Below are 14,158 nucleotides of genomic sequence, written 5' to 3'. Positions count from 1 at the left end.
GGGGCGGGCCCGTGAACGGGCCCGCCCCTTCGACACCTCGTTCAGGAAGCGACCTCGGCCCTGGCTCCGGCCCCGGCCCCGGCCTCGGCGAGCAACGCGCCGACCTGGCGGTTCACCTGGAGGTACCGGCTCTCCAGCCGGCCCTGGAGGAACGTCTCGCGGATCGCCGCCCGCTGGATCTTGCCGCTCGTCGTCCGCAGGATCCCGCCGCGCCGGACCAGGACCACGGCCCCCGGCCGCACGCTGAAGCCGCGGGAGACGCCCGCCCCGATCCGGCCGGCCAGCTCCTTCAGTCCGTCCTGCGAGATGCCGCCGCGCACCTCGTGGGCCACGACGAGCTGCTCCTCGGCCCCGCCCTCGGCGTTCTGGACGGGGACGACGAAGGCCGCGCCGAACAGCCCGGTCAGGTCGCTCTCCTGCGCCCTGAGGAAGTGTTCGACGTCCTGCGGGTAGATGTTCCGGCCGCGCAGGATGATCAGCTCCTTGATCCGGCCGGTGACGTAGACCTCGCCGTCGTGGACGGTCCCCAGGTCGCCGCTCCTGACGTAACCGCCGTCCCCGTCCGCGGTCCGCACCCCGAAGGTCTCACGGGTGGCGTCCTCGCGGCCCCAGTACCCCTGCGCGACGCTCTCGCCCCGGAGCCAGATCTCGCCGATCCGGCCCGCGGGCAGCACCTCCAGGGTCCGCGGGTCGACGATGCGTACGTCATAGGCCCTCGCGGAGCCGCAGCTGACGACGTCGCGGCCGGGCTCCGCCGGGCTCACCGGGTGGAACTCGTGGCGCTCCAGGCGCTCCTCGTCGAGGTGGCTGACGGTCAGCTCGCGGGAGCCCGTCCCCGAGATGAACACGGTCGCCTCGGCCATGCCGTAGCACGGCGCCATGGTGTCGCTGCGAAAGCCCGCCGGGGCGAAGCGCTCGGCGAAGGCGGTCAGGGTGGACGCCTGGACCGGCTCGGACCCGTTGGCGGCGAACCTCCACCGCGACAGGTCCAGCTGGGCCAGCTGCTCGTCGGTGACCTGCCGCACGCACAGCTCGTACGCGAAGTTGGGCGCCGCGGACCAGGTGATGCCGTACCTGTCGATCATCTGGAGCCACCAGTGCGGCCGCTTCAGGAACGTGGTCGGGCTCATCAGCACGCAGGAGCCGCCCAGCAGCAGCGGGGGCAGCAGGATCGCCAGCAGTCCCATGTCGTGGTACTGGGGGATCCACGACCCGAAGCGGGTGGTCCTGTCGAGCCCGAAGGCCTCGCTGAGGATCTGCGAGTTGTGCAGCAGGTTCCCCTGGTTGACCATCACCCCCTTGGGCGTGGAGGTCGACCCGGAGGTGTACTGGAGGAGCGCCAGGCTGTCGTGGTCCGCCTCGGGCATGCGCCAGGCCGCCGCGTGGGCGTCGGTGAACGCGGGACCGTCCGTGACGGCGCAGTCGATGCCGGCCGCCGGGTCCGACGCGGCCCAGTCCAGGACGGAGGGGGCGGCCGCCTCACTGGTGAGGGTGACCGCGACGACGGCGTTCTCCACGATGGAGTCCACCCGGCGCCGCTGGTGCTGGTACTGGCCCGGCAGGGAGGACGGGATGGCGACCATCCCCGCGTAGAGGCACCCCACGAACGCGGCGGCGAACTCCAGGCTCTCGGGATAGAGCAGCAGGACCCGGTCGCCCGGCGCGTACCGCTCCTGGAGCCATCCGGCTATCTTCCGCGCCTCGTGGTCCAGCCGGGCGTAGGACCAGGTCTCGGCGCCGTCCGGCGCGGAGGGGTCGCGGACGAAGATCACCGCGGGCTCGTCCGGAGTGGCCAGCGCGTTCTCGCGGATGCGTGCCGTGGCGCTCGGAGCCTGCATGAGCTGGTGGTGCTGGGACATGGAACCCCCTGGGATGAAGTGGGCTGGAATGCGCGGGCGCCGGTCGTCGGTACGGTCACCAGTCATCGGCCGCTCCCAGCGCCAGCAGCTCGTCCAGCTCGCCGGTGCCGACCAGGACCGGCGCCGTCACCGGTGCGTCGACGTCCTCGACGGCGGCGCCGAGCAGGTGGACGTAGTGGTCCAGGAACCGCTCGACGGTGTCCTCGTCGAACAGGTCCGTCGCGTAGCGGAACACCGCGGTGAGCGAGGACGCGCTCTGCCGCATCTCCACCGAGATGTCGAACTGGCCCTCCAGCTGCGGCACGTCGACGAGCGACAGGCGCAGCCCGGCGTACTCCGTCGGCGTGCCGGCCGCCGCGGCCTCGGTGACCTGCTGGAGCAGCGGCTCCAGACGGCCCGGCGCGACCATCGTGAAGGCCATCCGCACCGGTGGGCTGCCACCGGCGTACCGGGCTTCCCCGGCCAGCAGGGCGTAGGGGTAGCCGATGTGCTTCATCGCCGACATCACCTGGCGCTGCGCCGACCCGGCCGCGTCCGCGAAGGTCGTCGAGGCCGTGAAGCGGGCCGGGAGGACCAGCGTGTTCACCAGGTACCCGACGACCTGCCGCATGCCGGGGCCGCTGCGGGTGGTCGTCGGGCAGCCGATGAGGAAGTCGGTCCGGCCCGTGTAGCGGTGGACGAGGGTCTGGAAGACGCTCAGCAGCAGGGCGAAACCGGTGACGCCCGCCCGCTTCGCCGTCTCCCGCAGCTTCGGCAGCAGCTCGTCGGGAACGCGCAGTTCGCGGGTGGCCCCGTTGAACACCCCGGGCCGGTCCTCGCCCCGCGGGCGGTCGGCGAGCAGCTCGGCGGCGTCGGCGCCTTCGGTGAACTCCTCCCAGAACGCCCGGAGTCTCTCGCGCCGGGGCCCGGCGAGCAGCTGCTGCTCCTGGGCCACGTAGTCGTCGTAACCGCGCTTCAGCGGTGGCAGCGGCGACGCGGAGTCCGCCGCGTACGCGTCGAGCAGTTCCTGGAGGAGCAGCCACTGCGAGGTGGCGTCGGTGACGATGTGGTGGGCGGAGACCACCAGTACGGCGTCGTCCGGCGCGACGCGCAGCAGCAGCGCCCGGCAGGTCCCCTGCCCGGTCAGGTCGAACGGGGTGTCGCCGAACTCCCTCACCAGCCGCACCAGTCGGTCGTCGTCGGCGTCGGCCTCCGGCGCCTCGCGCACCTCCAGGGCGACCAGGTCCGGCGACCCGACCAGCCGCCGGGGGCCGGCCGGGGTGTCCACGAAGGTGGAGCGCAGGACGTCGTGGCGGTCCACCACGGAGCGCAGGGCGCGGCGGACCCGCCCCTCGTCGAGCGGACCGCGGATCCGCAGGGCGGCCTGGACGTTGTACGCCGGACTGCCGGGCGCCATCCAGTACAGGAACCAGAGCGCCTCCTGCCCGATGGACAGCGCTCTGGCGGCGGGCCCGGTCTCCGCCATCAGCGGGCGCCGAGTTCGGAGTGGATGTGGGCCGTGAGCGCGTCGATGGTGGGGTGGTCCCAGGCGAGGGTCGCCTCGACGAGGATGCCGTACTCGTCCTCGACGTCGCCGCACAGGGTGAGGGCGTAGACGGAGTCGAGGCCGATCTCGACGAGCAGGTCGTCCGGGGCGATCTCCTGCGGGGTGATGTCGAGGAAGTACGCGACCCGCTCGGTGAGCCAGGTGCGGACGGTCTCGGCGGTCGCCGCGGTGCTGATGGCCTCGACGGTCGCCGCGGTGGTGAGGTCGGACATGAGAAGACTCCTTGAGATGTGCAGGGTGTGGAAATTGGTGGGGAAGGGTTTCTGGTCCGGATACGGATACGGGCCCGGGCCCGGACAGGTCCTGGGGTCAGGCGAGCGAGAGTTGCGGACGGCCGAGGTCGTAGCCCTCATGGCTTTCCTCCCTGGAGATCAGTTCCTCGAAGAGCCGCCGCTCCGTCGGGGCGGGCAGCGTGCCCACGTCGTGGCCGAGGCGTGCGGCGATCCTGGACAGGACGCCGGTCAGCCAGTCGGGGTCGCGCAGGAACGCGTCGCCGCTGTGCTGGTTGTCCTGCCAGACGCCGATGCAGGCGGCGGCCATGGCGAGGTGGGCGTACCGGTCGGCCAGGGCGAAGCCGGCCCGGCCCGCGACCACCGAGTGTTCCCTCGACGGCAGCGCGAGGCAGCGCTCGCGCAGGTCCGCCAGGTCCGCGCGCAACAGGCCGGTCAGCTGTGCCGTGGCCGTGGGCAGGAGCGCCTCGGCGCCCGGGTGGCCGAGCATCGCGGTGAGGTGGTCGGCTCCCCGGGAGGTGAGTTCCAGGGCCTGGTAGTCGATGTCGTCCAGCGGGGCGTCGAGCCGGAACAGCTCCGTCGGCGGGCGCTGGGCCCGCAGCCAGCTGGTGGCGGCGAGCCGGGGCAGCTGGGGCAGCATCGTCGCCTGGCACACGGAGGCGTTGGCGTGGGCGAAGGTGATGGCGGGCAGGTCGCGGGCGAACTTCTGGAAGACGCCGTACGTACCGTCCCGCAGGTAGGAGTTGGCTCCCAGCACCGTGCCCAGGGCGTGCGAGGACCGGTGGAGGACCTTGGGCACGAGGTACTTGTTGGCCGCGGTCAGGACACTGGTCTGGCCGGGCAGGACGTGCAGGGCGCGGCAGGCCACGGTGGACAGGCAGTCGCCGGCCAGCAGGTCCAGGAAGGCGCCGACCAGCGTGGCCCTGGCGTGCGGCAGGTCGGCGACCCGGCGCCCGTACAGCCGGCGGCCGAGCGCGAAGCGGGTGACCGTGCGCAGCAGGGTGTCCGAGGTGCCGACCATCATGCCCGGCAGCACCGCCCGGGTGGTCTGGAAGGCGCGCAGCACGGTCTCCATCGCCCCGCCGGCCGGGCCGATGTGCGCGTCGGCGGGGACGGGGTAGTCGGTGAACTCGGCGCCGCCGATGAGGCAGCCGCGCAGGCCCACGGTGGGGTACCGGAAGTCGCGCCGGACGCGGTCGGCGGGGCCGTCCGCCAGGTCCACGAACAGGTGCGAGTGGCTGCGGTTGCCCGGGCCGTCGCCGGTGCGGGCGAGCAGCACGACGGCGTCCGCCCGGCCGATGTTGTTGACGATCTGCTTGCGGCCGTTGATCAGGATCCGGTCGCCGTGCGGGGCCGCGGCGAGGTCGGTACGGGTGAAGTCGTTGCCGTGGGCCAGTTCGTTGTACCCGGCCGCCGTCTTGCCGCCGCCGAGCAGGATCTCGGCCATCCGCCGCTGCTGCCGGTCGTTGCCGGAGGTCCACATGGCGGACCCGGAGATGTAGTTGGTGAAGCCGTACCCGAGCGCCAGGGTGGGGTCGCGCCGGGAGACCGTGCGCATCATGAGCATCAGGCGTTCGATGCCGCCGAGCCGCCCGCCCAGCCGCTTGGGCACGTACTCGGCGTTGAACCCGTAGGCGTCCAGGGCCTTCTCGCCCTCGGGCAGGATCTCGGCGCGCTCGTCCGCCTCCAGTACGGACCGGAAGCCCAGCGGGTTGTCCGGGTCGTCGGCGTTGCCCAGCGCGCTCTCCAGCGCGGCCGGTCCGCCGGTCTCTGCGGCTGTCTCGGTCATGACGTCTCCAGGAGCTGTGACGCGGAGGGGATGGCGGAGGGGGAAGGGGCCAGCGGGAAGGAGAGCAGGGAGAACATCTCGCCCGTCCGGTGCTGGTCGAGGAGCAGGGGCATCAGCCGGTCGAGCACGGCCGTGGAGTCGGCCGCGGGCCGGCCGTCCCCGGCGGCCGCCGGCAGGACCCCCGGGGCCAGGCGTTCGAGGAGGCGGCTCAGGCACGCCTCCAGCCACAGGCCGTCCTGCCACAGGCCGGCGACGGCCGCGGTGTCCCGTGCCACCCGGTCCCGGTTGCGCAGCCACACCTGGAGGCAGGCGGCCGCCGCCGTGCACAGGGTGTAGCGGTGGGCCAGCGAGAAGGCGGGGGCGGGGACGTCCCGGGGGGTGGGGCGGTGGGACGCCATCCGCCGGTGCGTCTCGTCGGTGATCTCCAGTACGTCCTCGGCCAGGGCCAGCAGCGTCTCGGGGACCTCTCCGCCGGCGGCGAGCTTCCGCAGCTCGGCGACGCTCCGCGGCAGGGCGGCGGTGACGCTGTTGCCGGTGCGTGAGGTCAGGTCGAGGCGGGTCGGGTCGAAGTCGGGGACCGGGGTGCTCAGGGTGGCCGCGACGGCCAGTCCCTCGGGGTCCGTCCGCTCCGCCCGGTAACCCCGTGCGAGCACGCCGAACTGGTTGACCAGGGCGTTCAGGTTGACCAGGCTGTTGCCGTCGAAGATGCCGACGATCCGGTGGTCGCGCTCCAGCTTGGCGAAGGCGCCGTGCGCGTACTCCTCGCTGAGGAAGGACCGCGCGCCCAGGAACTGGCCCATGCTGGAGACGAGTTCGTCGACCGTGCTCGGCACGAGGTACTTCACCGCGCTCGACGTCACGCTCATCTCCTCGGTGAGCGCGTGGGCCCCGCGGCCGGCCACCAGGGTGACGGCCTCCATGGCGAGCAGGTCGGCGTACGCCTCGGTCAGGGTGCGGTGTGCCTGCGGCAGGTCGATGAGCCGCTTCCCGTACAGCTCGTGCTCCAGGCCGAAGTCGGTCGCGATCCGCAGGGCCCGGTCGGCCGCGCCGAGTGACAGGGCGGCGCAGATCGTGCGGGTGATCTGCAGACTCCGCAGGACGATCTCGATGCCCTGCCCCTCCTCCCCGATCAGGGCGCCGGCCGGGACGCGGGCGTCGGAGAACGCGATGCCGCTGATGTCCGCGCCCCGGATGCCGTGGGTGCGGGCGGCGGGCAGGCAGGTGTACGTGCCGGGGGCGAGCTCCGCCTTGTCGACGAGCAGCAGGCTGTAGCCGCGGGTGCCGCCCTCCGGTGCGGTACGGGCGAGAACGCAGACCAGGTGGGACCGGGTGGCGTTGTTGATCAGCCACTTCTCCCCGTCGAGCCGGTACCCGTCCCCGGTGGCGGTGGCGGTGAGACCGCCGGACAGCAGGTCGCTGCCGTGCTCGCGCTCGGTGAGGCCCCAGGAGACCACGGCGCCCGCCGCCACCCGCTCGCCGAGCGCCCGGGCCTGGGCCGCCGTACCGCCGACCCAGGTGCTCACCGCGCCCAGGTAGGTCTTGGTGTGGGCGATCGCCACCGTCAGGTCGCGGCGGGCGACCACGCGGACGAGCTGGAGCAGGTCCTCGTAGCTCCGCAGCGCCCCGCCGTGCCGCGCGGGCACGTAGTGGGCGGGCAGCCCCCGCGCGTCGAGCAGACGCACCGCGTCCTCGGGGAACGCCTCCAGCGCGTCGAGTTCACGGAGCCGGCCCGCGAAGAAGGGCAGGTCGGGGCGGTGGGGATCGCCCAGGTCCTGGTCGAATGCGCCGGCCAGGTCGTACGGCGCGTAGCGGGTCGGCCGGTCCGGTACAAGCTGAGGTTTCGTCACAACTCCACCTGGATCTGAGAACGCATGAATTCCGGAAGAACCCCAGTCTTGGGCACGCGCGGGAGCGCTGTCCTGGCCCTTCCCTGACAGGACCTTGCGGTGGCACTTCCCTGCCAGTACAGAACCCGTTACCTCGTTTGGGCGGCAGCTACTGTCTCCATTGCACGCCTACAGGTGAGAGGGAATCCATGCCGAAAAGATCTGATTCGGGGATTCTGGGTACGATCGGCCGGACGCCCCTGGTGGAACTGGAGAGAATGTTTCCCGGGGGGCACTCACAAGTCTTCGCCAAGATCGAGCGTTTCAACCCAGGTGGCAGTATAAAAGATCGAAGCGGCCTCAATATGATCTCCGAGGCCCTGCGCAGCGGCGAGATAACGCCGGGGCGATCGGTCGTCGTGGAATCGAGCTCGGGAAACCTTGCGGTCGGACTCGCCCAGATATGCAGATACTTCGGGCTGCGTTTCATCTGCGTGATCGACGCCAAGACCACCGAGCAGAACACGGCCATCCTCCGGGCCTACGGGGCCGAGGTGGAGGTGGTCGACGAAAGGGACCCCGCCACAGGAGAGTTCCTGCCCGTCAGGTTGCGCAGGGTGCGCGAACTGGTGGAAAGCATTCCGCACGCGTACTCGCCCAACCAGTATGCGAACCTGTTCAATCCGAAGGCCCACGAAAGCACCATGCACGAGATAGTCGAAGCCCTCGACGGGCGGCTCGACTTCCTCTTCTGCTCGGTCAGCACCTTCGGCACGCTGCGCGGCTGCGCGGACTACATCCGCCGCGCCGGGCTGGCGACCAAGGTCGTGGCCGTCGACGCGGAGGGCAGCGCGATCTTCGGCCGGCCGCCCACCAGGCGGCTCATCCCCGGCCACGGCGCATCCGTACGGCCCGCCCTGATGGACCCGGAAGCGGCCGACGACGTGGTGCACGTCTCGGACCTCGACTGCGTCGTCTTCTGCCGGCGACTGGTGGGGCGGGAAGCGATCCTGGCCGGCGGATCGTCCGGGGCCACGCTCGCCGCGGTGGACAGGACACTGCCGCGCATTCCGCGCGGATCCGTCTCCGCCCTGATTTTCCCCGACGGGGGAGACCGCTACCTCAAGACCATCTATTCCGACGACTGGGTGCGCGAGAACTTCGGTGAAGTCTCGCACCTGTGGAAGGGTTGATCCGTCCCATGCTGGTAATCCGCCAGTCCGACGTGGAAAAGCTTCTCAGCGGAAAGGAGAAGGAACACATCGAGATGGTCCGGGCGACCTACGCACTGCACGAGCAGGGCGCCACGACGGTCCCGCACTCCATCTTCCTCCGTTTTCCCGACCAGCCCGCCAACCGGATCATCGGCCTCCCCTCGTACCGCGGCGGCGACCATCCCGCCGCCGGGATCAAGTGGATTTCCTCGTTCCCCGGGAACATCCATTCCGGCACGGCACGGGCCAGCGCGGCGATGCTCCTCAACTCGCTGCGCACCGGTCACCCCGAGGCCCTGCTCGAAGGGTCTCTGATATCGGCCGCGCGTACCGCGGCCAGTGCGGCGCTGGCCGCCGAGATGCTCACCAGGGAAAACCGCCCCAAGGGTGTTTCCCTCATCGGCTGCGGCGTCATCAACCTGGAGATCCTGCGCTATATCAAGGCCGCTCTCGAAGGTCTTGAAGAAGTGACGATCCACGACAGCTCCAGGGTCCGCGCGGAGGAATTCGCCCGGCGCTGCGCGGAAATCCTTCCCGAGGCCCGCATTTCTCTCGCGGCGAGTCTCGACGACGCGCTGGCCGCGCAGTCCCTGGTCTCCTTCGCCACCTCGGCGGGCGAGCCCCACACCGACCTGACCGCGGCGGCGCCCGGCACGGTGGTCCTGCACGTCTCCCTGCGGGACATCGACCCCGAGACGCTCATCCAGGCGCACAACATCGTGGACGACGCGGACCACGTGTGCCGCGAGCGCACCTCGCTCCACCTCGCCGAGCAGATCACCGGGGGCCGCGCCTTCATCGACGCGACCATCGGCCAGCTCATCGCCGGCACCCGGCAGTTCACCCCGTCGCCGAAGAAGGTCACCGTCTACTCGCCGTTCGGGCTCGGGGTCCTCGACCTCGCCCTGGCCGTCGACGTGCACCGCGCCGCCCGCGGGCTCGGCCTGGGCGTGGAGATCACGGACTTCCTGTCCTGAACCCCGCCCGCCGCCCTTCCCCTTTCCCCGTACCCCCCTTCGCACCGCACCGAGGAGAACCATGTCCAGCGAACCGAACGACACCGCCGTGTACCGCGTCGTGCTCAACGGCGAGGAGCAGTACTCGATCTGGCGGGCCGGCCGGGAGCTGCCCGCCGGCTGGAGCGCCGAAGGCACCGAGGGCACCCGCGAGGAGTGCCTCGCCCGCATCAACGAGGTGTGGAGCGACATGCGTCCGCTGAGCCTGCGCCGCCGCATGGAGAGCCAGAACTCCGCCGCCTGATCCGCCGCCCCGAGCGGGCCCTTCACCAGCACCGAATTCCGAGTCGCACCTGGCGCCAGGTCATTCGAAGGAGCACCTGTTGAACGCCGCACAGTTGCCGGGGACCTCCCTGAGCGGAACTGTCCCTCCCACCCTGCCCGTGCTCGTCGCACAGCAGGCCGCCCGCACTCCCGACGCGACTGCCGTCATCGACGGTGCCCGCACGCTGACCTACCGGGAGCTGGACCTCGCCGCCGACCGCACGGCGCGCTTCCTGCGCTCGGCCGGCGCCGGCCCCGGCTCCCCGGTCGGCGTGTGCCTGGGCCGGGGCATCGACCTGGTCGTCACCCTCCTGGGGGTGTGGAAGGCGGGGGCCGGCTATCTGCCCCTGGACCCCGGACACCCCCAGGAGCGGCTGGAGTCCCTGCTCCTGGAGTGCGGCGCCACCCTGGTGGTCAGCGAGCGGGAGCTGACCGGCCCGGCGGCGGCGGGCGTCCGCGCCGTGTCTCCGCAGGACATACGGGACCGGGCCGAGGCTCCCTCGGAGACGGCCGCCCCCGCTGTCGCCGTCGATCACCTGAGTGTCGCGTACACCATCTTCACCTCGGGATCGACGGGACGGCCCAAGGGGGTGCAGGTCACCCACGCCGGCATCGCCAACCGGGTGACCTGGGCGGTGCGCACGCAGAAGCTGACCGCCGACGACCGCGTCCTCTTCAAGACCTCGATCGGCTTCGACGCGGCCGGCTGGGAGATCTTCGCCCCGCTGATCAGCGGCGGAAGCGTCGTCACCGCCCCGGACGGCACCGAGCGTGACGCCGCGGCGCTGCTGAGGGCGGTCGCCGACGGCGGCGTCACCGTCCTCCAGGTCGTTCCCTCCGTCCTGCGGCTGCTGGTCGAGGAGGACGGCTGGGCCGACTGCCACGCGCTGCGCCTGCTCTTCTCGGCCGGTGAGCCGCTGCACGCCGAACTCGTCGAGCGGCTGCGCGAGCGGGCCGGCCGGCGGATCGGCGTGTGGAACACCTACGGGCCCACCGAGTGCTCCATCGACATCACCGCCCACCGCGTGGACCCGGAGCAGAAGTCCGGCCCCGTGCCGATCGGCCGCGCCCTCAGCAACATGCGCGTGCTGGTGATGGGCCCCGACGGCACCCCGGTGCCCAAGGGTGTGACCGGAGAGCTGTACGCGGACGGAATCGGCCTGGCCCAGGGGTACGCGGGCCGCCCGGACCTCACCGCGGAGCAGTTCGTCCCGAACCCGTACGGCGCCCCCGGCTCCCGGCTGTACCGCACCGGCGACCTGGTGCGCTGGAACGCCGAGGGCGTACTGGAGTACCAGGGCCGGGCCGACGCCCAGCTCAAGGTCAACGGCGTGCGCATCGAGCCGGGCGAGATCGAGGCCGCGCTCACCTCCCACCCGGACGTCGGCGGCGCGGTCGTCTTCGCCTTCGCGGCGGACGACGGCGGCAAGCGGATCGGTGCCGCGCTCACGACCCGCGTCCCCCTCGACCCCACCGCCCTGCGCCGCCACCTCCGGCAGCGGCTGCCCGACACCCATGTCCCCTCGCTCTTCCACGGCGTCGACGTCTTCCCCCTGACCCCCAACGGCAAGGTGGACCGGGCCGCGCTCGCCGCCGCCGTGGACGAGACCGGCGCCGCGGCGGGGCAGGGCGGCTACATCGCCCCCCGCACCGGCGCCGAGGAGCAGGTCGCCGAGGTGTGGGCCGCCCTGCTCGGCCGGGAGAAGGTCGGCGCGACCGACGACTTCTTCGCCCTCGGCGGTACGTCGCTCCAGCTCACCAGGCTGGCGGCCAGGCTCCGCGCCTCGGGCGTCTCGATCTCGATGCGCGGTCTGTTCAGCGCCACCACGGTGGAGGCCCAGGCCAGGCTGATCGACGCGCCGTCCGACGGTGCCCGGCCGATACCGGCCGTGTCCAGGTCCGGCGCCCTGCCGCTGTCCTCCGGTCAGCGCAGGCTGTGGTTCCTCGACCGTCTGAACCCCGGCAGCCGCGAGTGGGTCGCCCCCCTGATCCTGCGGCTGCCGGCTGCCACGCCGGTGGACGTCCTGCGGTCCGCGCTCACCGCGCTCGGCGCCCGCCACGAGGCGCTGCGCACCCGCTACCTGGACGACGGCGGCGAGCCCCGCCAGGCCGTCGGGGACGCCGGGCCGGTGGAGCTCCGGGTCGTCGACACCGGACGCGAGGGCCTGGCCACGTACTTCGAGGAGCAGTTCGCCCGCGGTTTCGACCTGGCGACCGGTCCGCTGTGGCGCGTCCTGCTGGCCAGGGTCCCCGGCGAGGACCACGTCCTGCTCGTCACCATGCACCACATCGCCTGTGACGGCTGGTCCACCGTCGTCCTGGAGCGCGAGCTGCGGGAGCTGTGCGCCGCCGGACTCGCGGGCCGCGAGCCCTCGCTGCCGGTGCCCGGCATCCAGTACGCCGACTACGCGGCCTGGCAGAGCTCCCGGCTGACCGAGGAGTTCACGGCCGCGGAGCTCGCGCACTGGCGCACCGCCCTGGACGGCATCGCCCCGCTGGAGCTGCCCACGGACCGCCCCCGCCCGCCCGAGCGCGACCCGCGCGGCGCGGTCGTCCCGGTCCGGGTGGAGCCGGAGCTGGTGGCGAAGGTGGAGGAGCTGGGCCGCAGGCACGGCGCCACACCGTTCATGACCCTGCTGACCGCCTTCGCCTCGGTGCTGGCCAGGCAGAGCGGGCAGTGGGACGTTCCGGTCGGCACCCCGGTCGCGGGCCGGACCCGCCCGGAGGTCGCGAACACGGTCGGCTTCTTCCTCAACTCCCTGGTGGTGCGCTGCCCGTTGGAGGGCGATCCCACCTTCGCCGAGGCGCTGGGGCGGGTGCGCGCCGCGTCCGTGGCCGCGTTCGCGCACCAGGAGCTGCCGTTCGACCGGCTGGTCGACGAGTTGCAGCCCGAGCGCGACATGTCCCGTACGCCGCTCTACCAGGTCGCCTTCGACATGCACAGCGAGGGCGTCACCAGCGTCGCCACCGACGCGGCGGACCTGCGGGCGTTCGCCGAGGCGTGGACGGTCGCCAAGACGGACCTCTCCGTCTTCATCGGGCGGTCGGCGGACGGGTCGCTCGAAGGCGTCTTCGAGTACGCGACCTCGCTCTTCGACGCGTCGACCGTGGTCCGCGTGAAGGAGCAGTTCGTCCGCTTCCTGGAGGAGGTCACGGCCGACCCGGCCGTCCGGCTCTCCTCGGTCGCGCTCCTGCCGGCCGACGAGCGGCAGCGGTTGCTGGACCTGGGGACGGGCGAGTCGGCCGACTTCACGGACGCGTCCGTGCTCCGCCGCTTCGAGGAGCAGGCCCGCCGCGGCCCGGACGCGCCCGCGATCGGCTTCGCCGACGGGACGGTGACGTACGGCCAGCTGGACGTGCGGGCCAACCAGATGGCCCACCACCTGAAGGCGGCGGGCGTCGGCCCCGAGTCGGTGGTCGGGGTCCTGCTGGACCGCGGGCCGAACCTGATCGCGAGCCTGCTCGGGGTGTGGAAGGCCGGCGCGGCCTACGTGCCGGTCGACCCCTCCTACCCGGCCGAGCGCATCGCGGCCATGCTCGCCACCTCGGGCGCCGTGCTCGCGGTCACCGAGGAGGCGTACGAGGACCGCTTCGGCGGCGTCGGCACGGTCCTGGTGGACCGCGACCGGCCCATGCTGGACGAACGGCCGCGGACCGCGCCGGAGCGCACCGAGGACGGTGACGCGCTGGCGTACGTGATCTTCACCTCCGGTTCGACCGGCCGCCCCAAGGGCGTCGCCGTCACCCACCGGGGCCTGGCCAACCACGTCGGCTGGGCGGCCCGCGAACTGGCCGCGCAGGGCGGGCGGGGCGCACCACTGTTCTCCTCGGTCGCCTTCGACCTGGTCGTCCCCAACCTGTGGGCACCCCTGGTCACCGGACAGCGCGTCCACACCGTGGCGCAGGACACCGACATCGCCGACCTCGGCACCACCCTGGCCGGGGCCGGACCGTACAGCTTCATCAAACTGACCCCCGGCCACCTCGACATCCTCGCGGAACAGCTGACCGCCGAGCAGGCGGGCGCACTGGCACCGGTGCTCGTGGTGGCCGGCGAAGCCTTCACCCGCGCCACCCTGGACCGCTGGCGCGCCCTGGCACCGCAGACCCGTCTCATCAACGAGTACGGCCCCACCGAAGCCTCCGTCGGCACCTGCATCTACCCCGTCCCGGACCAGGAGTCGGCAGAAGTCCTGCCCATCGGCCACCCGCTGCCGAACATGACCATGCACGTCCTGGACCAGCACCTCGAACCGGTCCCGGTCGGCGTCCCCGGCGAGCTCTACGCCGGCGGCACCGGCGTCGCCCGCGGCTACATCGGCCGCCCCGACCTGACCGCCGAACGCTTCCTCCCCGACCCCTACGGGCCCCCCGGCGCACGCCTCTACCGCACCGGCGACCTCGCCCGCACCCG

The 14,158-nt window shown here is 72.3% G+C and carries 9 protein-coding genes; 4 read left to right on the top strand and 5 right to left on the bottom strand.

Annotated features, from left to right (window positions below; genetic code table 11):
* Positions 1 to 41: 41 nt before the first annotated feature.
* The 5 genes from ACWDZ4_RS22730 to ACWDZ4_RS22710 form a co-directional block, all read right to left on the bottom strand.
* Positions 42 to 1,859, bottom strand: coding sequence for a fatty acyl-AMP ligase (locus ACWDZ4_RS22730; protein ID WP_451510227.1), 1,818 nt, complete (start codon positions 1,857 to 1,859; stop codon positions 42 to 44).
* 55 nt (positions 1,860 to 1,914) lie between these two features.
* Positions 1,915 to 3,324, bottom strand: coding sequence for a condensation domain-containing protein (locus ACWDZ4_RS22725; protein ID WP_451510226.1), 1,410 nt, complete (start codon positions 3,322 to 3,324; stop codon positions 1,915 to 1,917).
* Complete coding sequence (locus ACWDZ4_RS22720) at positions 3,324 to 3,617, bottom strand: acyl carrier protein (RefSeq protein WP_451510225.1); 294 nt, start codon at positions 3,615 to 3,617, stop codon at positions 3,324 to 3,326. The genes ACWDZ4_RS22725 and ACWDZ4_RS22720 overlap by 1 nt, the downstream gene beginning before the upstream one ends.
* Before the next feature lie 97 nt (positions 3,618 to 3,714).
* Positions 3,715 to 5,424, bottom strand: a complete 1,710-nt coding sequence (locus ACWDZ4_RS22715; protein WP_451510224.1) for an acyl-CoA dehydrogenase family protein — start codon at positions 5,422 to 5,424, stop codon at positions 3,715 to 3,717.
* Positions 5,421 to 7,271 carry an acyl-CoA dehydrogenase family protein gene (locus ACWDZ4_RS22710; RefSeq protein ID WP_451510223.1) on the bottom strand — a complete coding sequence of 617 codons (1,851 nt, stop codon included), beginning with the start codon at positions 7,269 to 7,271 and terminating at the stop codon, positions 5,421 to 5,423. Before ACWDZ4_RS22710 ends, ACWDZ4_RS22715 begins: the two co-directional genes overlap by 4 nt.
* Before the next feature lie 188 nt (positions 7,272 to 7,459).
* On the opposite strand from ACWDZ4_RS22710, the gene sbnA reads away from it, so the two are divergent.
* The 4 genes from sbnA to ACWDZ4_RS22690 form a co-directional block, all read left to right on the top strand.
* Positions 7,460 to 8,443 (top strand): 2,3-diaminopropionate biosynthesis protein SbnA, encoded by a 984-nt coding sequence (gene sbnA / locus ACWDZ4_RS22705; protein WP_451510222.1) that lies wholly within the window; start codon positions 7,460 to 7,462, stop codon positions 8,441 to 8,443.
* Positions 8,444 to 8,451: 8 nt separating this feature from the next.
* A complete protein-coding gene (gene sbnB / locus ACWDZ4_RS22700) occupies positions 8,452 to 9,441 on the top strand; it encodes a 2,3-diaminopropionate biosynthesis protein SbnB (protein WP_451510221.1) in 990 nt (329 codons plus the stop codon).
* Positions 9,442 to 9,502: 61 nt separating this feature from the next.
* Positions 9,503 to 9,724, top strand: a complete 222-nt coding sequence (locus ACWDZ4_RS22695; protein WP_451510220.1) for an MbtH family protein — start codon at positions 9,503 to 9,505, stop codon at positions 9,722 to 9,724.
* A 79-nt stretch (positions 9,725 to 9,803) separates the two neighbouring features.
* The coding region (locus ACWDZ4_RS22690; RefSeq protein ID WP_451510219.1) for an amino acid adenylation domain-containing protein at positions 9,804 to 14,158 on the top strand (4,355 nt) is incomplete at its 3' end.

This window comes from Streptomyces sp. NPDC003016, assembly GCF_053591455.1.
The sequence above is the reverse complement of the archived record's forward strand: the minus strand, read 5'-3'. Positions and strand labels throughout refer to the sequence as shown.

Excerpts from the sequence above, each read along its gene's own strand:
- sbnB (WP_451510221.1), top strand. The coding sequence starts at position 8,452 with ATGCTGGTAATCCGCCAGTCCGACGTGGAAAAGCTTCTCAGCGGAAAG.
- ACWDZ4_RS22720 (WP_451510225.1), bottom strand. The coding sequence starts at position 3,617 with ATGTCCGACCTCACCACCGCGGCGACCGTCGAGGCCATCAGCACCGCG.
- ACWDZ4_RS22715 (WP_451510224.1), bottom strand. The coding sequence starts at position 5,424 with ATGACCGAGACAGCCGCAGAGACCGGCGGACCGGCCGCGCTGGAGAGC.
- sbnA (WP_451510222.1), top strand. The coding sequence starts at position 7,460 with ATGCCGAAAAGATCTGATTCGGGGATTCTGGGTACGATCGGCCGGACG.
- ACWDZ4_RS22725 (WP_451510226.1), bottom strand. The coding sequence starts at position 3,324 with ATGGCGGAGACCGGGCCCGCCGCCAGAGCGCTGTCCATCGGGCAGGAG.
- ACWDZ4_RS22695 (WP_451510220.1), top strand. The coding sequence starts at position 9,503 with ATGTCCAGCGAACCGAACGACACCGCCGTGTACCGCGTCGTGCTCAAC.
- ACWDZ4_RS22730 (WP_451510227.1), bottom strand. The coding sequence starts at position 1,859 with ATGTCCCAGCACCACCAGCTCATGCAGGCTCCGAGCGCCACGGCACGC.